Below are 19,260 nucleotides of genomic sequence, written 5' to 3'. Positions count from 1 at the left end.
GGAGAGAGACCCGGAGCGTTTGGCCTCAGTGCTGATGCAGCGGGCCGTCCAGCACCCCGTCCGGCGTGATCAGCCGCTCGACGATGGGGAAAGCCTCCAGCCCCTGCGCGGCCACGTTGGCGAGGGCGTAGGCGTCCGCCGCCGCGTAGTTCACGCTGTAGCCCAGGTCCGCCAGCGCCCCCAGGGTGAGGCGGCTCAGGGGCATCTGGCCCCGGCTCACGAAGCCGGTCATCAGCTCGGCCCCGAAGACGGACTTCTTCCAGTGGCCGCACTTGGTGCCCTCGCCGTAGCGGTCCTCGACCGGGACGGCGGGGGCCAGCCCACCCAGCGTGCGGTACTCGCGCAGGCCCGCCGCTCCGGTGTACTGCACCTGGGTCGCGGCCGCGCAGGAGTCCGCGTTGCCGGTCAGGTACCTGTTCCACAGGGTGCCGATGCCCAGCACGTGCCCCATCTCGTGCAGAATCACGCCCGTCAGGGTGCCGTTCGCCTCCATGCCCGCGAGGTCGGCCGAGTCGAACTGCATCTCGCCCCAGAGCGGCAGCGTGGTGCCGGGCCGCACCTGCCTGGGTCCGGCCTGCCCCAGCACATTGCCGGGGCCGTCGATGGGCACGCTGCTCGCCACGATGGTGAGGTCGTCCACCGTGACCCGCGCTCCGGTGGAAAGCTGCACGCCCGCCACGTCGGGCAGCCCTGCGGCGATGACCTGCGACCAGCGGGCCGCCGCCCCGGTGAAGGCGTCCTTCTGGGCGGGGGTCAGCAGGGTGCCGTCCGGAAAGACGACCGTGATGGCGAAGGGGTCCGCGCCCGGAGCCGGGGGCTGCGGGGCCGGAGGCTGGGGCGTGGGCGGCGGGGGCGCGGCCACGACGGTCACGCTCAGCGTCGCCCGGCGGCTGGGGTCCCCCACGCTGACAGCGGTGACGGTGGCGCCGCCCGGAGCCACGGCGCTGACTTGCCCCGACCCGTCCACGCCCGCCACGGCGGGGTTGGAGGTGAACCAGGTGACGGTCCGGTCAAAGCTGCCGGTGCCCTGCACGGTCGCGGTGACGGCTTGCCCCGTTCCAGCGGTCAGGGTCAGGGAGGCGGGGCTGAGGGTGACGCCGCTGACCGTAGGAGCCGGGGCGCTGACCGTGACCGTCAGGCTGGCCCGGCGGCTGGGGTCGCCCACGCTCGTGGCCGTAATGGTCGCCTGGCCGGGAGTGACGGCGGTGACCCGGCCCGCTGCGTCCACGCTCGCCACGCCCGCCTGTGAACTGCTCCAGGTGACCGCCGGGTTGAAGGTCCCGGTCCCCTGCACGGCCGCCGTGACCACCTGGCTGCCGCCCGTGGTCAGGCTCAGCTCGGTCGGGGACAGCGTGACGCCCGTGACGGTGGGGGCCTTGGCCGTGACGGTCACGCTCAGGCTGGCCCGGCGGCCGGGGTCCCCGACGCTGATCGCCGTGACCGTGGCTGTGCCGGGGGCGACGGCAGTCACCCGACCCGCCGCATCCACGCCCGCCACGCCAGGGTCGGAGGTGACCCAGGTGACCGCCGGATTGAAAACCCCGGTGCCCTCCACCGTGGCAGTGACCGGCTGACTTCCCCCCGCCGTCAGGGTCAGGGCCGTGTGGCTGAGGCTCACCCCAGAAACGGTGGGGGCGACTGGACCGGGCACGGCCGGAGGGGCCGGGGGGGCCACGACCGTGACGGTCAGGGCGGCGCTCCTGGCCGGGTCCTGCACGCTCGTCGCGGTGATGGTGGCGGTGCCGGGCGCGACGGCGCTGACCTGCCCCTGCCCATCCACACCCGCGACCCCCGGGCGGTCACTGGCCCAGGTCACCGCTGCATTGAAACTACCGGTGCCCTGCACCGTGGCCCGCACGCCCCGCTGCGCCCCGACCGTGAGCTGAAAGGCCGGGGCGTCCACGCTCACGCCCGTGACCGAGGCGACCGGCGCCGCGGCGGGCGGCGGGGGGACGGGGGCGGGCTGGGGGCCGGGCTGGGTGAGGGAGTGCCGCAGGCGGTCAGGCCGAGGGCGAGGCAGAGGGTCAGGCGCAGGGCAAAGGACATGGAATCAGGAGCCTCCGGGGGCGCGTGGGCGAGGGCAAGGGCAGGCTGAGATGAGAAGCGGCTCAACCCCATTTCATCTCCATTTTAGAAATCTGACCGCTCCAGACTGCGAGCCAACTCCTGTCGCCTGTCGAAAACGCCACACAAGCACCGAGGCCCCGGCGCGGGTGCCAGGGCCTCCAGGGGGAAAGAAAGGGTCAGCCGCGCTGTCCCTGCCGCTCCACCACACCCGCCAGCGTCCGGGCGACCTCGTGAATCTCGGCCTCGTTGGGGCCTTCGACCATCACCCGGATCAGGTTCTCGGTGCCGCTGGGGCGCAGGTTGACGCGGCCCCGGCCATTGAGGCGGGCCTCGGCCTCGGCCACGGCGGCCTGCACCGCCTCGTCGCGGGAGATGGCTTTCTTGTCGGTCACGCGCACGTTGACGAGGGTCTGCGGGAACATCACGAGGTCGTCGTGCAACTCGTCCAGCGTGGTGCCCAGCTCCCGCATATGCCCCAGGGTCAGCAGGGCCGTGAGCACCCCGTCCCCGGTGGGCGATACGTCGAGAAAGAGCATGTGCCCGCTCTGCTCGCCGCCCAGGGTCAGGCCCTGCTCGTGCAGCCGCTCGTGGACGTAGCGGTCGCCCACGGCGGTGCGCTCCAACCGGGCTCCCGCTTCTCCCAGCTTGACCTCCAGGCCCATGTTCGCCATCAGGGTGGTCACCACCGCCGTCTCGCCCCGTGCGCGGGCGCCCAGCAGCAGCATGTGGTCGCCGTGGACGACGTTGCCGCGCGAGTCGACGAACAGGGCGCGGTCGGCGTCCCCGTCGAAGGCCACGCCGAGGTCATAGTCCCCCTCGCGCACGAGGCGCTGGAGGTGTTCCAGATGGGTCGAGCCGCAGTCCCGGTTGATGTTGCGGCCGTCGGGGGTGGTATAGACGGCGAACACGTCGGCCCCTGCCGCCTGGAACACCTTAGGCCCCACCCGGTAGGCGGCCCCGTTCGCGCAGTCCATCGCCACCTTCAGGCCCGTGAGGTCGGGCGCGTGCTCGCGCAGGGAGCCGATGTAGAGGCGCTCGGCTTCCGCGTAGTTCGTCACCGAGCCGAGGTCGATCCCCGTCACGGGCGGCAGCGAGGGCACCTCGTCGATGGCGGCCTCGATGGCCAGCTCGGTCGCGTCGCTGAGCTTCTGGCCGCCGGGGCCGAAGAACTTGATCCCATTGTCCTGGTAGGGGTTGTGCGAGGCGCTGATGACCACGCCCGCGTCGGCGCCGAGGTGCCGGGTGAGGTAGCTCACGCCGGGGGTGGGCAGCACGCCCAGGTGGATCACGGTCACGCCCCGGCTGGTCAGGCCCGCCGCGAGCGCCGCTTCCAGCATGTCGCCGCTCTGGCGGGTGTCCTTGCCGATCACCACGCTGGCACGGGGATTGCGCCGTTTGAAGACCTCGCCCGCCGCCGCGCCCAGGGTCATCACCCAGGCCGGAGTCAGGGGATACTCGCCCGCCACCGCCCGCACGCCGTCGGTGCCGAAATACTTGCGCTCTGTCATGATCGGCCATGATACGCGCAGGCCCGCCCCTCGCCGCCGTGAAGGGGCCGACACCCCGGCGCCGGAACTCCCGCCTGCCCGGTCGCGTACCCTGGGGCATGAGCGGATTTTCAGGCGGCTCCTTTTCGTTCGGTCGCAGCCATAGCCACAGCCACGGGCGCCGGGGCTTCGGGATGCTGGGGCACAGCCACAGCAGTGGGCACCACCGGGGCGGCTTTCTGGGCGGCCTGACCAGCCACAGCAGCGGCCACCGGGGGCGCTACGTCGGGGGCGGGCATTACCGTCAGACGCGGCGCTCGCGCGGACTGGGGTGCCTGGGCGTCTTTCTGGTGGGCGCGGCCCTGACCGGGGGCACGCTGGCCGGGGTGCTGTCGCTGCTGGCGTGAGGCTGGCGGCCCTCGTCGGCGACCTGCGGCGGCTTTCCAGCCCTGGCCCCGCCCGCTCGGCGCGGGTGTGGCCGGGGGAGCTGCGGGCCGCCTTTCCTGACCCCCGACGGTTGCGCGAGGCGTGGGTGGGGGAGGGGGCCGCCTTCGCGCGGTATGCGGGCACGGGCGACCCCCTCTTCCTGAAGTACCTCCCGGCAGGCTGGCGCGACGGGCGTGCCCACGTCCGGCTGGTCCGCGAGGCGACCTACCTGCGTGACCTCGCGCCCCTGTCGCCCGTGCCTCACGCCCGCTTTCTCCACGCGGCGAGCGACCCGGCACGGCTGGGAGCGCACCTCTTCACCGAGGACCTGACCGACACGACGACGGGCTGGGGGGCCTTCGCCACCGACGCCGAGCGGGAGGCCGCGCTGGAGCGGATCGCTCGGCTGCTGGCCCGGCACCACGCCTTCTGGCTGGACCGTCCCGAGTTGCGCGGCGAGTGGACCTGGGACCCGGCGCGGGCGGTGCAGCGGGCCGGGCGGGTCATCCCAGCCCCGGACTGGACCCAGGCCGAGGGGGTGGCGGTGCGGGACGCCGCCGCAGCCCTCCCCGCCCTTCTGGCCGCCACGCGCGGCGTCACCCTGGCCCACGGCGACCTCCACGCCGGGCAGGTGCTGTGGTCACGGGCCGACGGGTCACCCATCCTGATCGACTACGGGCAGACGCACGCGGCGCCGCTGGGAGAGGACCTTGCCCACCTGCTGTATGTCCGGTTGGACGCCTCGGACCGCGCCCGCCTCGGCCCCCGGCTGCGCGGGGCGTACCTCGCGGAACTTGCCGCCCACGGCGTCCGCCGCAGCGAGGCCGAATGGCGGGCGGAGGAACGGGCGGGCCTCGCCCTGAACGTGCTGGCGACGGCGGCGCAGGCCGGGCGCGACCCCGGCAGCGGCGTGCGGCAGGCGCTGGCGCGGGTGGCGGGGGGGTGGCACGGGGAGGGTTAGGCTTCCAGGCCCAGAAACCTGCGGTACCGCTCCAGCTCCGTCTCCAGCCCACGCCGCAGCGCCGCCGTTTCACGCACGCCGGGGGCGAAGTTCACGTCGGCCCGCAGTTCGCCGCCCCCCGCCCGCAGGTTGGCCCAGCCCACCGCCCGCTCGGCCTGAAAGATGGGCAGGGCGTAGTAGCCGAACTGCCGCTTCTCGGCAGGAGTGTAAGCCTCCAGCCGGTAGGTCCAGCCGTGCAGGTGGGCAAAGCGGCGCCGGTCCCACACCAGGGGGTCGAAGGGGCCGACGATCCGCACGCCGCGCGGGGCAGGCGGCGTCGACACGTCCCAGTCGGCGGGCCAGACGTAGCGCAGGCCGTCCACCGTTTCCCCGTGCAGTTCCTCGCGCACCGCCCGGCGAAAGGCGGTTCGCAGCTCGCCCCGCAGGTGCGGCAACCCGAACCCCGACAGGCTCACCAGATATCCCAGGCTGGCCTCCGGCAGTGGGGCGTACAGGGCAGCGAGCAGGTGAACGGCCCCGCGCACCCGGTCCTCCACGGGAAGGGGCCGCTCGCGCAGGGCTGCCAGATGGGGAGCCGGGCCGTACAGCCGCACCCCCGATGCCCGGCGGGTCACGCGGGCCTCGCCCCGGTGGTGCAGGGCGTCGAGCGCCCGCGTGGTCGCCGCCGACTGCCCGCCCCAGGCATTCGCCACCCGGCCCCGGCCCAGCCGCGCGGCCACCTCGCGGGGATGCACCTCGTCCACTTCCCGCAGCAGCGCCCGGACCTCATCTAACAGGTCCGGGTGTTCGCGCTCGATTCGCGTCTGGCCCACCTCGCGCGGGTGAAGCAGCGCCTGCACGCGCCGGGGCACGAAGCCGTAGTTGGGGAGCATGTCTTCCTCGGCGTCGAGCGTGGGGTAGAGGCGTTCGAGGTCGCCCGCCCGGTAGCCCCGCACCCGCTGCATCAGGGTGAGGTCCTGGGCGCGGGCCGGGGCGCGGATGGGGTCGGCCTGGAGAAAGCCCATGTCGTTCAGGGCGACCTGGACAGAGGGTTGACGGGTCAGCGTGCGGTGGGCGAGGGCGCGGAGGGCGGCGGGCGTGAGGGGCATGGGGGGAGGGTAGCGGGTGGGGCCGGGCGGTCCTCACAGCTCCATGCTGGGCACGCCGGGCGATACCCAGGGATTGCCCCGAATCAGGAAGCGCCACGGCAGGTTCTTGCCCGCCAGCAGGCCGACGCGGGCGGTGATGGCGACCTGCTCGTCGAGAACGGGGAGGCCGGGGAGGAGCTGCAGGGCGGGGCCGTCGACCGGCTGCCCGGCGATCTGTTCGGGATTCAGCCCCAACGCGTAGACGAGCTTGGCGGGACCGTTGGTGAGGTCGCGCTCGCGGGTCACGGGGCGGTGGGTCAGCATGTGGCCGACACCCTCCAGCGGTTCCAGCGCCCGGATCAGCACGCTGGCCGAGACGCCCTCCTCCCGGCAGGCGACCTGCAGCAGGGGATGACCGTGCGCCGTCCAGAAGAGCCAGTGGCCCGGCGGGATCGCCATCGCCAGCGTGCGGACGGCGTGGAAGCGTCCGGCGGTGCAGGCGGGGTCGCGGGGGCAGTCGTAGGCCTCGGCCTCCACGACCCGGCCCGCGAGGACCTCGCCACCGGGCAGCACCCGCACCAGCGTGCTGCCCAGCACCTCGCGGGCGACCCGCACCGGGTCACGGTCGAAGAAGCGGGGGGACAGGGGAGCGGGCACGGCTCCAGGGTAATAGGCCAGACAGAGGAGCTGCCTATACTCACCGCTCGTGCGCCTTCTTGCCCTGCTGCTGGCCCTCGTCTGTGTGTGCTGCCTGCCCCGCGCGGAGGCCGGACACCTTCCGCTGGTCTACCACCAGGTCGGGGGCGGGGGCGGGGTGACGCTGGGGCTGGACGTGGCCACGCTGCGCCGCCGGGTCGAGACCTTGCGGGCCGCGGGCTACCTGTTCGTGACGAGCAGCGAGGCCCTGCGCTTCCCCGCCTCGGCCCGGACGGCGTCCCTGCGCTTCGACGACGGCTTCGAGAGCGTCTACACCCTGGCCTTTCCCGTGCTGCGCGATCTGGGAGTAGCGGGCACGGTCTATCCCATCTGGGAGCGGGTGGGACAGCCGGGGTACCTGACGGCGGCGCAGCTGGAGGAGCTGCGCGGGGCAGGCTGGGAGGTTGGCTCGCATACCCGCACCCACGCCGCCCTGGTGGACCTGACGCCGCCCAGCCTGACGCGGGAGCTGGCGTGGCCTGCCGGGGCCGCTCCGGCGGGGGGCTGCCTGGCCTACCCCTTCTACCTGCAAGACGCGCGGGTGCGGCGGCACGCGCGGGCGGGCTATGCCTGCGCCGTCGCCGGAACCTTCGGGGTGAGCGGCGAGGCCCACGCCCTGCCGGGGCCGCTGGCTTCCCCCTGGGACGACTGGCTGCTGCCCTGGCGTGCGCCGCTGGGCGCGGACCTGCGGGTGCCCGCCCTGCTGGCCGGGGCCGGGCTGGGGGCGCTGGGCAGCCAGGACGCCCCGGTCGCCGTGCCCCCCCTGTGGAACCCCGCCGCCCACGAGCTGCTGGGGTCGGGCGCGTTCAGCCTGAGCTGGGAGGGCGGCGTGCGCGACACCCGGTTCCTGTGGCGGCAGGGCGGCTGGGTGCTGGGCCTGAACCTCCTGCGCGGCGGGGCGAGCTACAGCGGGGGCACCCTCGCCTACCACGTGGGGGGGCCGCTCACCGTGGCGGGCGGCTACGGCTCGGCGGGGCCACTGGGAGCGGTCGCCCTCGCGCTGGGCGGGTACGGCGAGGTCTGGGCGCGGGCGCTGCCGGGGTCGCTCACCCTGGGGGCCGAGGTGCTGCCGCTGGACTACCTGCGCGTGCGGGCCGAGTACGACGTGGTCACCCGGCTGGGCCGGGCCGAGGGCAGCTACGCCCTGCCGCTGCGCCCCGGCGAGGGCCGTCCGCTGCGGGCCACGCTGGGCTACGACGGGACACCCTACGCGGGTGTGGCCCTGCGGGTCGGAGCGCACACGGCGGCCCTGACCACCCGGCTGGATCGCCCGGCGTTCGGGGTGCGCGTGCAGGCCGTCTGGTGAGGGGCGCACCGGGGCCTGGCAAGGAGCAAGGAACCCTCAACCTCCCCCCCTCCCGCCGTGCCGGGGGCGGGGCCTAGGCTGCGGGCGAACGTCACCGCTCACCCCCACAGGAGGCAGACCACCATGATGGACATCTTCAACATGCTCGGCGGCATGAGCCAGGCCCAGGCCACCCTCGGCCAGCGGCTCGGTACCTCGCCCCAGCAGACCGAGGCGGCGATGGAAGCGGCCATTCCACTGCTGCTCGGCGCGATGACCCGCAACGCCCAGGACCCCCAGGGCGCCCAGTCGCTCGCCGGGGCGCTCGACCAGCACGACGGCCGTGCGCTGGACCTGTTCGGGCAGGGACAGGCCCCCGACCCCTACGAGGGCCAGAGGATTCTGGGCAAGGTCTTCGGCGGGCAGCAGCAGGCCGCCGCGCAAGCGGTGAGCCGCCGCGCCGGAATCGACCCCCAACTCGCCATGCAACTGCTCTCGATGGCCGCGCCCCTCGTGCTGGCCTACCTCAGCCGCCGCCGTCAGGGCGGGATGGGGCAGGGACAGACGGGCGGCTTTCCCGGCGGTCAGGCTGGGGGCATGGGCGGCATCGACATCGGCAGCATCCTGGGCGGCCTGCTCGGGGGCGGTGCGGCGGGAGGCGGCCTCGGCGGAATGCTGGGCGGCGGACAGCCCCAGCAGAACCCCGGCTACGGCCAGGGCTACGAGCAGCGCGGCGGGATGGGCGGCGGCCTCGGCGGCGGTCAGGTCATTCCCGGCTACCGCCACGAACAGGACCAGCCCAATCCCTTCGGCCTGCCGGGCCACCCCGGCACCGGGCAGATGGGCAGTGGCCAGCAGGGCAACCTCGGCGGAATGGTCGGCACCCTGAACAATGTCCTCGACCGCGACGGCGACGGCAACGCCCTCAATGACCTGATCGGGATGTTCGGAGGCCGCAGGCGGTAAGCCACCCGGCAAGCAGAAAGGCCCCAGCCTGTGCCGGGGCCTTTTCGGTTTTGGCTGGCCGCTAGCAGCTACTCCTCTACCCGCTCACGCGAGTACGGCTTGTATCCCTTGGGCGTCCCCGGCCGGTCCGGGTGAAAGAGGCTGGTCGTGAGGTACCGCGCCCCCGTGTCGCAGGCGATGGTCGCCACCCGCTTGCCCGGTCCCAGGCGGCGGGCGACCTCCAGCGCGGCCCACGCCATCGCGCCGCTGCTCATGCCCACAAAGACGCCTTCCTCCCGGGCGAGGCGGCGGGCCAGGGGATAGGCGTCCTCCTCCCAGACGGGAATCACCTCGTCGATCACCGAGCGGTCGAGGTTGGGCGGGATGAAGCCCGGTCCCATGCCCTGAAAGCCGTGCTCACCGCGCTCGCCGCCCGAGAGGACGTTGCTGCGGGCGGGTTCGACGGCGATCACCCGGATGCCGGGGTCCTGCCGCTTGAGGAAGCGCCCCACCCCGCTGATGGTGCCGCCCGTGCCCGAGCCGTACACGAAGGCGTCGACCCGGCCTTCCATCTGCTCCCACAGCTCGGGGCCGGTGGTGCGCTCGTGGGTCTGCGGGTTGGCGGGGTTGGAGAACTGCCCCAGCATGACGGCGCCGGTCTCGGCGGCGATGCGCTCGGCTTCCTCGATGGCGGCGAGCATCCGGCGCTCGGGGTCGGTCAGCACAAGCTGGGCGCCGTAGGCTTCCAGGGTGCGCTTGCGCTCCTCGCTCATCTGGGCGGGCATGCACAGGATCAACCGGTAGCCCCGCGCCGCCGCGACCTGCGCCAGCCCGATGCCGGTGTTGCCGCTCGTCGGCTCGACCAGGGTGCCGCCCGGCTTCAGGACGCCGCGCTCCTCGGCGTCGGTCACCAGCCCCAGCGCGGTGCGGTCCTTGATGGAGCCGCCGGGATTCAGGCCCTCCAGCTTCACGAACACGTCCGCCATGCCCGGCTCGGTCACCCGGCCGAGTTGCACGAGCGGCGTCTTTCCGACCAGCGCGTCAATCATGGGCAGGAGCATAGAGCGCCCGGCGGCCCGCCTTCAGGGGCCGGGGGTGCTATTGGGCAGCCGTCGGCGGATCGTGGAACGTTCGGGGCCGCCGCGCCGTACCCTGGAAGCGATGCGTTCCCACCTGCGCCGTGCCCTCGCCCTGCCGGGCCTGCTGACCCTGGGGCTGGCCGGAGCGGGGGGCACGGGCGGCCCGCCCCCCGTGGACGCCTTCGCCCTCTATGACGCCGCCGCCCGGCTGCTGCGAGCCCACTACGCCGGGCCACGGATGGGGGAGGTGGACCGCCTGCTCACTGCGGAGAGAGCCGACCTCGTCCGGCGCTGCGCGGGGCAGGCCCGCTGCTCGGAGTCTCAGGGCCGCGCCGCCTTGAGTGCCGTCCTCGCGGCGCTGGGAGACGGGCACACCCGGCCCCTCTGGAATGTCCCCATGCACCCTGCCCCGCCCCCAGCCGCCCTGGACCCCCGGCTACGGCCCACCCTGCGCTGGGAGGGGAAGGTCGCCGTGGTCGGGCTTCCCGAATGGTTCGAGGTCGGGATGGGAGCCGCCTTCCGCGAGGTGGTGGGGCAGGCGGCGGCGCGGGGGGCGAACGGACTCGTGGTGGACCTGCGCGACAACCCCGGCGGCGTACTGGACGAGTGCCTGGCGGCGGCGCAGGTGCTGGCCGGAGACCGGGTCAACCTGATCGGCGTGGGCCGCAGTGGGGCGGCAATTTATGACTGGCGGACCACCCCGCAGGCGCAGGCCGCCCGCGCCTGGCCGCGTTGGAAAGGATCCCTCGCGCTGCTTGTCTCACCGGACACGGCGTCGTGCGGCGAACTGCTCGCCTACTGGGGCCAGCAGGCGGGCGGCACGGTAGTCGGCCTGCCCACGCGGGGCCTGCTGAACACCCTCGCGCGAGACTTCGCCCTACCGGGACCCTCGGTGCTGCGCCTGACCGCCGCGCGGGCCACGCCGGACGGCCGGGTGCCCTTGCCCGTGCGGGTGGAGCCGAACCTCCGCGCCGGACCGGAGGTGGCGGACATCCTCGCGGGTCGGGACCCGGTGCTGGAAGCCGCACTGGAAGTCCTGCGGCGCTGACCGCTGCACTGCCCAGCTTCGCCTAGAATGCCCCCCGTGCGCCTCGCCGTCATCGCGGACATTCACGGAAATGCCGACGCGCTGCGGGCGGTGCTGGCCGACGCGCGGGCGCAGGGGGCCGAGCATGTCCTCGTCAACGGCGACGTGGTGAACCGGGGGCCGGACTCGGTGGAGGCCCTCTCGCTGCTGCTCTCGCGGGAGGACGTGACCTTTACCCTGGGCAACCACGACGACCTCGTGCGGCTGTGGCACGGGCGCTCGGAGACGTTGCCGGGCGACTGGTTCACCGACCCCTTCTGGGGCGCGACCGACTGGACGGCGACCGAGCTGGACCGCGCCGGACTGCTGGACGTGCCGGGGAACTGGCCCATGACCCGCACCCTGGAGGTGCCCGGCCTCCCGCCCGTCCTCGTCGCCCACGGTACTCCCGCCGACTACCGCGAGAGCCTCAGCGAGCGCACCGACCCCCGGCGGGTGGCCGAACTGGCGGGCGGGGCGGGCGTGCTGGTCGGATCGCACATCCACCGCCCGGCGCGGGCCGAGCGGGGCGGGGTCCTCGTCCTGAACACCGGGGCCGCCGGAACCCCGATGGACGGCGACCCCCGTGCCCAGTACCTCCTGCTGACCGCCGCGCCGGGGGGCTGGGTGCCCGAGCTGCGGCGGGTGCCCTACGACCGCTCCGGGGTGCTGCGCCGCTTCGAGACGAGCGGGCTGCTGCATACCGGCGTCAGCGCCGAGATCTTCCGCGACGAGGTCCTCACCGCCCGCAGCCTCTACACGCCCTACTGGATCTGGACGGAGGAGGGGGGCCTGCCCCGCGACGCCGCGACGTGGGCGGCGTTCCGGCAGGGCGTGGAGAGCTGAGCGGTCCCCGTTGTCAGAAGTTCGTGTGAACCACCCCCGTACACTCGCCGGGACATGATTGAACCTTCTCTCGCCCTGTACGGCGACGCGTTCGAGCGGGTCGACCAGCATCTGGAAGAGTTGCTGGGCGCCACAGGCGTCCGCTACTGCCTGCTGGTGGACCGCAAGGGCTTCGTGCTCTCGCACAAGGAGGCGCTGTGGGCGCCCCGGCCCCCCGCGCTCGACAGCGTCGCCACCCTGGTCGCCTCCAACGCCGCCGCCACCGCCGCCCTGGCGAACATGCTGGGCGAGCGCACCTTCAGCGAGCAGATTCACCAGGGCGAGCAGGGCACCCTGTACGTCGAATCGGTGGGCGACTCCGCGCTGCTGACCCTGATTTTCGACGTGTCGGTGCCGCTGGGCCGCGTCAAGGTGCACACCAAGAAGACCATCGCGCAGGTCGCGGCGATCCTCACCGAGTTGGAGGCCGCGCCACCCGTGCAGTTCAGCGACGACTTCTCGAACGGGGCCAACGCCCTGCTTGACGACCTGTTCGGCTAAGGGAAGGGAGGGAGAGACACACCATGAGCACCATCAACTTCGCGGCCCGCGAGATCAACTGCAAGATCGTCTATTACGGCCCCGGCATGTCCGGCAAGACGACCAACCTCAAGCACGTCTTTTCCAAGGTGCCCGGTCACCTGCGCGGCGAGATGGTCAGCCTTGCCACCGAGGACGAGCGCACCCTCTTCTTCGACTTCCTGCCGCTGGACCTGGGCACCGTGCAGGGCTTCAAGACGCGCTTTCACCTGTACACCGTGCCAGGACAGGTCTTCTACAATGCCAGCCGCAAGCTGATCCTGCGCGGGGTGGACGGCATCGTCTTCGTGGCCGACTCGTCCCCCAACCGCCTGCGGGCCAACGCCGAGAGCATGCGCAACCTGCGCGAGAACCTCGCCGAGCACGGCATCGACGTGCGTGACGTGCCCATCGTCCTCCAGATCAACAAGCGCGACATCGAGGGAGCACTGCCCACCGAGATGATCCGCGCGGTGGTGGACCCCAAAAAGGAACTGATTCTCTTTGAGGCGACCGCACACAACGGCGGCGGCGTGTTCGAGACCCTCAAGAGCGTGAGCAAGCTGGTGCTGGACCGGCTGTCGCAGAACAAGTAAGCGCAACGGGTGAGGGGTGGGGGCACACGTGGCGCCTCCCACCCCTCGCTGTTGTCCCCAACGGCTTACGCGTCGGCGTCTTCCTCGGTGCCCGGCAGCGGCCGGGTGCGGGGCGGGCCGCCGTCGATGCCGCCGGACCCGGCGACGCGGGCGCCCTTGACCTCGCCGCCCGCGTCCTGGCTGGGGTCCGCGAGGCGGGTGGTGCCCTCGGTGTTGTCGGTGCTGATCACGCTGAAATCCGAAAAGCTGCCGGGCACCCCGTCGTCGAAGGCGGGCTCGTCGTTCACGTTGTTGGGCACGAAGTCGGTGCCGTAGGCCGCCGCGTTGTCCATCATCTCGGTGCGGATGTCCGGGTCGATGCCGTCGTCGTACACCACGCCCGCTCCGGCCAGCGCGTCGCTGCTGCCCTCGCCCACGCGCCCGCCCGACACCTCGCCGGAGACGGGGAAGTCGGCCTCGACCTCGGCCACGTCGCGAATCTGGTCGGCGTTGGCCTGGGCGTCCTGGTTGGCGGGGTCGTCGTCCTCGGGCAGCGAGTAGTCCATCGTGTCGGCGCCCGTGATGCTCGCGCCGCCCACGGGCCGCAACTCGGCGTCAGTCGGCTCGCGGTCGTCCTGCTCGAATTCCTCGGCGGTGACGGTGCGGTCTTCCTGCACGGGGTCGGTCGGCTCGTCGGCGATGGACGGGTCGCGGTTGATGGGGGCATTGGGATCGGTCATGGGCTTCCTCCTGTGGGCCTGCTTCCCTGATGGGGGCGGGCCGCGCTGCCCCGATTACAGGCCACGCCCGGCCCCGTCCGGTGAGGAATTCAGAAACGCGCGTTGGCGCATGTGTCCCGGCGGTGTCTTAAGCCGCCTGTCACCGCGCCCGGCGCCACGCTCCCTACAGTGGCCCTCTGACCGGAGGCCGCCGCGCCCCCGCGAGACCCCCGCGAAAGACCACAGGAGGAGTTATGGCAGAAGAAGTGCAGATGACGGCGGAAGGCCACCAGCGCCTGCAGGAGACGCTCGACAAGGAACGCCAGCGCCGTGATGACGCCATCGCCCAGATCGCCGCCGCCCGTGACGACGCGATGGACCTTGAAGACCGCAACCTCGAAACCGCCCAGATTGACCTGCCCAGCATGGAGGCCCGCATTCTGGAGCTGGAGGACGTGCTGGCCCGCGCCGTCATCGTGGAGGGCACGCCCGAACAGGATGGGCAGATTACCCTCGGCTCCCTGGTGGTCCTGCGCGACGACGAGCATGACCGCGAATTGGAGGTGCGCCTCGTGAGCGCCGTCGAGGTGGACGCGCTCGCGGAAGGCGCCACCCAGGTCAGCGAGGACAGCCCGGTCGGGCAGGCGCTGATGGGCCGCCGGGTGGGGGAGAGCTTCGAGGTCACGCAGGGCGAGCGGCAGCTCCGGTACACCGTCAAGAGCGTGGGATAAAGCCGAATGGAGCGGGGGAGCTGCGTGCGTGCCAGCTCCCCCGCTCCGTCTGTTGTGTCCTACACGTCCCGCCGCTCGAACGCCAGCGCCGCCAGCACCCCGAAGCCCGCCGTATAGATCAGCAGCAGGATCAGCCCCGAGGCCACGTCCGTCTGCCGGGCGTACAGGTCGAAGTGGGTGGTGGGCAGCAGCCGCTGCACCCACTCGGGAAAGACGGCGAACAGGCGCAGGATGTTCAGGGTCGCCAGCGTGGCGAGCGCGGCGGCGGCGGTGTTGAGGTACAGCACCCCGAACAGCACCGCGAGGCTGGCGACGGGCAGCAGCATGATCGCGGCCAGGAGCGAGGCGCGGAACACCTGCCCCAGCGCCTGCCCCGGCGTCAGCGTTCCCACACCCTGAAAGAACCCCGGCCCCAGCCCGGTCCCCCCGGTGAACGGCCCCAGCCCCAGGAAGAGGCCCGCGAGCAGCGACCCCGTCACCGTCGCCAGCACCAGCAGCAGCGGGTAGAGCAGCGCGACAAGCAGCTTGCCCGTCAGCACGCGGGTGCGGTTGACCGGCCGCAGCAGCAGCGGCGCGAGCGTGCCCCCGCTGACCTCCGACCCGATGAGTTCCGCGCACGTCACCGCGATAAAGAGGGGCAGCAGAAACTGCACCAGCACGCCCAGGCTGACCGCCGGAAGCTGCCACCCGCTGACGAGTTCGACCCCGAAGAGGGCCTCCACGCGGGGCGCCCAGGGCCACAGCAGCGGCAGAAGGAAGCACACCAGCAGCCCCAGCCGGGCGCTGCGCCGCCTGAGCAGCTTGCGAAGTTCCAGCGCGAAGAGGGTCATAGCCACTCCGATGAAATCCTGCCCCCGGCAGGATGAAATCCGACCGAAGGGAGAAGGAGCAGGGCGCGTTCCGGGCGTGGAATGTCCAGTCCGGTGTTTTCCCGGATTGGACACGGAACAGACGGAATGCGTCTCATACCGCCACCTCCACCCGTTCGCGGTAGTACTCGTACAGGTCGAAGTGGTCGGGGGCGGCCTCCAGCACCCGGAATCCGCCCTGGCTCAAGTGCGCGAGCGCGTCGGGCACCCGCGCGTCGTCCCCGAGGTGCGCCAGCGCGTAGGGCGTGCGGGTGCCCACTCCACTGACGAACGGGAGGCGCCGCAGCCACTCGGCGGCCCCAGCGGGGTCCCCCACCCGGAAGCGGTAGGCCGCCTGCCTTGAGCGCAGGTCCACCGTGTCCACCAGCCGCCCGCCCGTCAGGATGCCGACCCGGTGCGCGTAGGTGGCGATCTCGCGCAGGTGGTGGGTGCTCAGCAGGACCGCGCAGCCGTCCGCCGCCAGGTCGGTCACGATGCGGTGGATCAGGCCGATGCCCAGCGCGTCCAGCCCGCTTGTCGGCTCGTCGAGGATCAGCACGCGGGGCCGGGCCAGAATCGCGCTCGCCACCCCCAGCCGTTGCCGCTGCCCCAGCGAGTACTCCCCGACCCGGCGGTCGGCCATGCGGGTGAGTTCCAGCAGCGCGAGCACCTCGCGGATGCGGGCCATGTCCGGCCGCTCGGCCCCCGGCGCCATCGCCGCGAGGCCCGCGTGCATCCGCAGGTTCTGGGTGCCGGTGAACTCGGGGTGGAAGCGGGCCGGGGCCTCCACCACTGCCCCCAGCGCGGCGCGAGCCCGCGGGCCGTCGTGGTGCACGTCGCGCCCGCAGAGCCGCACCGTCCCCGAGGTCGGAAAGGCCAGCCCCGTCACCGTGCGAATCAGGGTGCTCTTGCCCGCACCGTTGGGACCGGTCAGCGCGTAGACCTCGCCGGGAGTCACCGCGAGGTCAATGTCGTGCAGGACGCTGTGGCGTCCGTACCGCTTGTGCAGGCCGCGCACGTCCAGGGCAGGGGCGGGCGTTTCGGGGGGAGGCTGGGTCACGCCCGCCAGCGTAGGAGGGGCGTTGCGTCGGGAGTCTTACAAAGGAAAGAGGGGAGACCGCGCGGCCTCCCCCGGTGCTCTGCCGACCCTTAGAACTTGCCGAAGCGCGTCAACCGGAACGGCGTCTCGGGCGGAATCCCCGCCATGTTGCGGTCAAGCTGCGCCTGCGTCACCACGAGGTCACCCCCGACCATCGCCAGCGTCGCCGGGAAGCGAAGGCCGCGCAGGGGTTCCTCCGCGACCATTTGACCCGTGCCGTAGTCCGCCGAGAGGCTGACCTTGCTCACGACCTGATCCTTATTGCGCGTGACGTAGAGGGTCCGGCCGTCCAGCAGCAGGCCGTCGCCATTCATGAGGCCCGTCATCACCCGGCGCACGGCCTTCGTCCGCAGGTCGATGCGCCACAGCTCACCCGTGTTCGTCTGCACCGCCAGCAGTGAGCGCCCGTCGGGGGTGGGGACGATGCCGTTGAGGTTCACGCCGGGGCCGTACTTGATGGGCGTCCCGGCGAGGTTCAGCCACGCCGTGAGGTTCAGGTTGCGGTCGACCCGGAAGATCACCGGGCGGTTGGAGTCGGTGACGTACACGTTGCCGTCGGGGGCGGGCGTGAGGTCGTTGACGAAGGGGTTGGGCGACTTCGGCGTCTCCAGCACCTTCAGCGTCATGCCGTCGGGCGTGAGGATGCTCACCGTGCCCTGCGCCCCGCCCGCGATCCACAGGCGGCCCTGCGCGTCCACCTTCAAGCCCAGCGCGGCCTGACGCCCCAGCGCCCCGCCTTCCTGGAACTTGCTGACGGCTCCGGTCGCGGCGTTGATCGCGTAGATCGTGCCGTTCACGGCGCTGCCGGTGTAGATCACGCCCCGGCGGGCATCGTAGGCCACGCCCTCGGGGAAGTCCTGGGCGCCGGGCAGGGTGTAGTCGGTCGCCGTGAAATTGTCGCGCGTGATCACGCCGCAGCGTTCCCGCGCTCCGGACATGCCCGCCGGGTCGGACTTGTAGTCGTCGGGGCGGGCGTGAATGACCAGGGTGCGGTTCAGCGCCCCGTTCATCCCCGTCAGGCTGAACTTGTTGGTCGTGAAGCTCGCGCGGCCCACCCCGTCGGCGCCCACGTTCAGCATCGGGGCGTCGCCGCCGTGGCCGTACTTGTTGGGGGCCTGCGGGTCGTCGTGGTTCTTGCTCATGCCGGGGTCGAAGTGCCCGCCCGCCCCACCGAAGGGGACGGTGGTGTTCGTCGCCTCGTCCACGCCGGGGGTGCAGCGCCCGTACTCGTGGACGTGCATCCCGTGCTGGCCCGGCGTCAGGCCGCGCACCTCCACGGTGACCTGCACGCCCATCCCCTGCTGGACGAAGCGGGCGGTGCCCAGCACCTGCCCGGCGGGGTCACGCAAGGCGGCGGTCGCGCTGAGGGGCATGCTCGCCGGGGCCATCGTCATGGGGGCGCCCGCCCCGCCCGCCACTGCCGCGCCCAACGCGAGGGCGCCCAGGGTCAGGAGCCGCTTGGTCTGGAGCTTCATCACTGGCCTCCCGTGTACAGCACGCGGTAGATCACGCCGCTCTGGTCGTCGGTGAAGAGCAGGCTGCCGTCCGTGTAGGTCGCCACGCCCGCCACGCGCCCGAACTGCTTCCACTCTCCGCCTTCCTCGTACACGAAGCCGGTCACGAAGGGTTCGATGGCGGTGGGCCGGTTCTGCGCGTCGAAGTTGATGCGGCCGATCTCGTAGCCACTGGGGGCCGAGCGGTTCCACGAGCCCCGGAAGGCGACGAAGGCGTCATTGCGGTACTCGGCGGGGAACTGGGTCGCCGTGTAGAAGTTCAGGGCGATGGGCGAGGCGTGCGCCGTGTACGTCAGCAGGCTGCCCTGGGTCAGGTCGCAGTACTCGGCCTTGGTGATCTTGCCGGGAATCTGGCTGGTGTTGGTGTAGGGGTCGGGGCGGCGGTCGGCGTAGCAGAAGGGCCAGCCGTAGTTGCGCCCACGCTGGATGACGTTCAGCTCCTCGGGCGGGAGGTCGTCGCCGTGCCAGTCCATGCTCATGTCCAGGCCGTACATCGTCCCCGTGACCGGGTGCCACCCGAAGCCGACGGTGTGGCGCAGCCCCCGCGCGTACACCTCGCGCCACTGCCCGTCGGGACGGATACGGAGGATGGTCGCCTCCTCCGGGTTCTGGGTGGGGGCGTCGTTGTTGGTGGAGCCGAAGGAGGCGTAGAGGTAGCCGTCCGGCCCCCACTTCAGGCTGCGGGCGGGGTGCTGCCCGGCGTCGGGAAAGCCGTCGGCGAAGACGCGCGGCACGCTGAGGCCCCCGTCGCGGCTCATGTCCATCACCCAGATGGTCTTCTCGCCCACCGCGTAGAGCTTGCCCTGCCGTACGTCCAGCCCATGCACCAGCTTGAGGTTCTGCGCGACCATGCGGCGCTCGCCCGCGTCGAAGAGGCCGTCCTTGTTGACATCCTTGAGGTACCAGATGTCGTTCTGTCCCCGCCGCGTCAGGTAAATGCCGCCGTCGGGCATCACGTGCATCATCCGCGCGTTGCCGAGGTTCGTCGCCATCACCTTGATCTGGAAGCCCGCCGGAACCTTCAGCCGGGCGAGCTTGTCGGGTGTGAAGCCCAGGGCGCGGGGCTCGTTGCGGGTGGCCGTCACGGTGACGGGCGGCTCGGGGGCGGGCAGCGGGCGCGGGGTGGGAATCGTCGTCTGGGCGGGGCCGGGGCCGGTGGGCGAGGCCGACCCCTGGGCCAGGGCCGCCCCCAGGGTTCCGAGCGCGACCGTCAGGGCAGCGAGCATGGGCTTGTGCATGGGTGTCCTCCGCTCACCAAGGTCACATGCGGGCCGACGTGGGAATTCCCCCT

Annotated in this window: 19 protein-coding genes; 9 read left to right on the top strand and 10 right to left on the bottom strand. The window is 72.3% G+C overall.

Annotated elements, in window-relative coordinates:
- Positions 1-25 precede the first annotated feature (25 nt).
- Together C3K08_RS10615 and glmM are read right to left on the bottom strand one after the other, a co-directional pair.
- Positions 26-1,909 carry an Ig-like domain-containing protein gene (locus C3K08_RS10615; protein ID WP_104991279.1) on the bottom strand — a complete coding sequence of 628 codons (1,884 nt, stop codon included), beginning with the start codon at positions 1,907-1,909 and terminating at the stop codon, positions 26-28.
- 334 nt (positions 1,910-2,243) lie between these two features.
- On the bottom strand, positions 2,244-3,575 hold the full coding sequence (gene glmM, locus C3K08_RS10610; RefSeq protein WP_104991278.1) for a phosphoglucosamine mutase: 1,332 nt from the start codon (positions 3,573-3,575) through the stop codon (positions 2,244-2,246).
- A 98-nt stretch (positions 3,576-3,673) separates the two neighbouring features.
- On the opposite strand from glmM, the gene C3K08_RS10605 reads away from it, so the two are divergent.
- The gene (locus C3K08_RS10605) at positions 3,674-3,961 is read left to right on the top strand and encodes a hypothetical protein (RefSeq protein WP_104991277.1); all 288 of its coding nucleotides are present in this window, start codon (positions 3,674-3,676) and stop codon (positions 3,959-3,961) included.
- Positions 3,958-4,941, top strand: coding sequence for a phosphotransferase family protein (locus C3K08_RS10600; protein WP_234009051.1), 984 nt, complete (start codon positions 3,958-3,960; stop codon positions 4,939-4,941). The genes C3K08_RS10605 and C3K08_RS10600 overlap by 4 nt, the downstream gene beginning before the upstream one ends.
- Here the strand turns inward: C3K08_RS10600 and C3K08_RS10595 are convergent.
- Positions 4,938-6,029, bottom strand: coding sequence for a DNA glycosylase AlkZ-like family protein (locus tag C3K08_RS10595; RefSeq protein ID WP_104991276.1), 1,092 nt, complete (start codon positions 6,027-6,029; stop codon positions 4,938-4,940). The genes C3K08_RS10600 and C3K08_RS10595 overlap by 4 nt on opposite strands.
- 33 nt (positions 6,030-6,062) lie before the next feature.
- Complete coding sequence (locus tag C3K08_RS10590) at positions 6,063-6,665, bottom strand: DNA-3-methyladenine glycosylase (RefSeq protein ID WP_104991275.1); 603 nt, start codon at positions 6,663-6,665, stop codon at positions 6,063-6,065.
- A gap of 49 nt (positions 6,666-6,714) precedes the next feature.
- Between C3K08_RS10590 and C3K08_RS10585 the strand changes: the two genes are divergently transcribed.
- Together C3K08_RS10585 and C3K08_RS10580 are read left to right on the top strand one after the other, a co-directional pair.
- The gene (locus tag C3K08_RS10585; RefSeq protein ID WP_104991274.1) at positions 6,715-8,010 is read left to right on the top strand and encodes a polysaccharide deacetylase family protein; all 1,296 of its coding nucleotides are present in this window, start codon (positions 6,715-6,717) and stop codon (positions 8,008-8,010) included.
- Positions 8,011-8,133: 123 nt separating this feature from the next.
- A complete protein-coding gene (locus C3K08_RS10580) occupies positions 8,134-8,955 on the top strand; it encodes a DUF937 domain-containing protein (protein WP_104991273.1) in 822 nt (273 codons plus the stop codon).
- Between the two features lie 68 nt (positions 8,956-9,023).
- On the opposite strand, the gene cysK is transcribed toward C3K08_RS10580, so the two are convergent.
- Complete coding sequence (cysK, locus tag C3K08_RS10575) at positions 9,024-9,983, bottom strand: cysteine synthase A (protein ID WP_104991272.1); 960 nt, start codon at positions 9,981-9,983, stop codon at positions 9,024-9,026.
- Positions 9,984-10,095: 112 nt separating this feature from the next.
- Between cysK and C3K08_RS10570 the strand changes: the two genes are divergently transcribed.
- From C3K08_RS10570 to C3K08_RS10555, 4 genes are read left to right on the top strand one after another with little or no spacing between them, the layout of a single operon-like run.
- Positions 10,096-11,061: a S41 family peptidase gene (locus C3K08_RS10570; protein ID WP_158679911.1), complete on the top strand. Its 966-nt coding sequence runs from the start codon at positions 10,096-10,098 to the stop codon at positions 11,059-11,061.
- A 27-nt stretch (positions 11,062-11,088) separates the two neighbouring features.
- Positions 11,089-11,925 carry a metallophosphoesterase gene (locus C3K08_RS10565; RefSeq protein ID WP_104991271.1) on the top strand — a complete coding sequence of 279 codons (837 nt, stop codon included), beginning with the start codon at positions 11,089-11,091 and terminating at the stop codon, positions 11,923-11,925.
- Between the two features lie 54 nt (positions 11,926-11,979).
- Entirely contained in the window at positions 11,980-12,465 is a 486-nt protein-coding gene (locus tag C3K08_RS10560; protein ID WP_104991270.1) for a roadblock/LC7 domain-containing protein, read from the top strand.
- Positions 12,466-12,488: 23 nt separating this feature from the next.
- Positions 12,489-13,079 (top strand): ATP/GTP-binding protein, encoded by a 591-nt coding sequence (locus tag C3K08_RS10555; RefSeq protein WP_104991269.1) that lies wholly within the window; start codon positions 12,489-12,491, stop codon positions 13,077-13,079.
- Between the two features lie 65 nt (positions 13,080-13,144).
- Here the strand turns inward: C3K08_RS10555 and C3K08_RS10550 are convergent, their stop codons facing one another.
- A complete protein-coding gene (locus tag C3K08_RS10550) occupies positions 13,145-13,798 on the bottom strand; it encodes a hypothetical protein (protein WP_104991268.1) in 654 nt (217 codons plus the stop codon).
- Between the two features lie 233 nt (positions 13,799-14,031).
- On the opposite strand from C3K08_RS10550, the gene C3K08_RS10545 reads away from it, so the two are divergent.
- Positions 14,032-14,508: a GreA/GreB family elongation factor gene (locus C3K08_RS10545; RefSeq protein ID WP_104991267.1), complete on the top strand. Its 477-nt coding sequence runs from the start codon at positions 14,032-14,034 to the stop codon at positions 14,506-14,508.
- A 59-nt stretch (positions 14,509-14,567) separates the two neighbouring features.
- Here the strand turns inward: C3K08_RS10545 and C3K08_RS10540 are convergent, their stop codons facing one another.
- From C3K08_RS10540 to C3K08_RS10525, 4 genes are all read right to left on the bottom strand, one after another.
- The gene (locus C3K08_RS10540) at positions 14,568-15,338 is read right to left on the bottom strand and encodes an ABC transporter permease (protein ID WP_104991266.1); all 771 of its coding nucleotides are present in this window, start codon (positions 15,336-15,338) and stop codon (positions 14,568-14,570) included.
- A gap of 133 nt (positions 15,339-15,471) precedes the next feature.
- A complete protein-coding gene (locus C3K08_RS10535) occupies positions 15,472-16,416 on the bottom strand; it encodes an ABC transporter ATP-binding protein (protein WP_104991265.1) in 945 nt (314 codons plus the stop codon).
- Positions 16,417-16,505: 89 nt separating this feature from the next.
- Positions 16,506-17,930 carry a superoxide dismutase family protein gene (locus tag C3K08_RS10530; protein WP_104992028.1) on the bottom strand — a complete coding sequence of 475 codons (1,425 nt, stop codon included), beginning with the start codon at positions 17,928-17,930 and terminating at the stop codon, positions 16,506-16,508.
- Complete coding sequence (locus C3K08_RS10525) at positions 17,930-19,207, bottom strand: sorbosone dehydrogenase family protein (RefSeq protein WP_104991264.1); 1,278 nt, start codon at positions 19,205-19,207, stop codon at positions 17,930-17,932. Before C3K08_RS10525 ends, C3K08_RS10530 begins: the two co-directional genes overlap by 1 nt.
- Between the last annotated feature and the right edge of the window lie 53 nt (positions 19,208-19,260).

Source organism: Deinococcus sp. NW-56, from assembly GCF_002953415.1.
In the GTDB taxonomy this organism is placed as follows: domain Bacteria; phylum Deinococcota; class Deinococci; order Deinococcales; family Deinococcaceae; genus Deinococcus.
The sequence above is the reverse complement of the archived record's forward strand: the minus strand, read 5'-3'. Positions and strand labels throughout refer to the sequence as shown.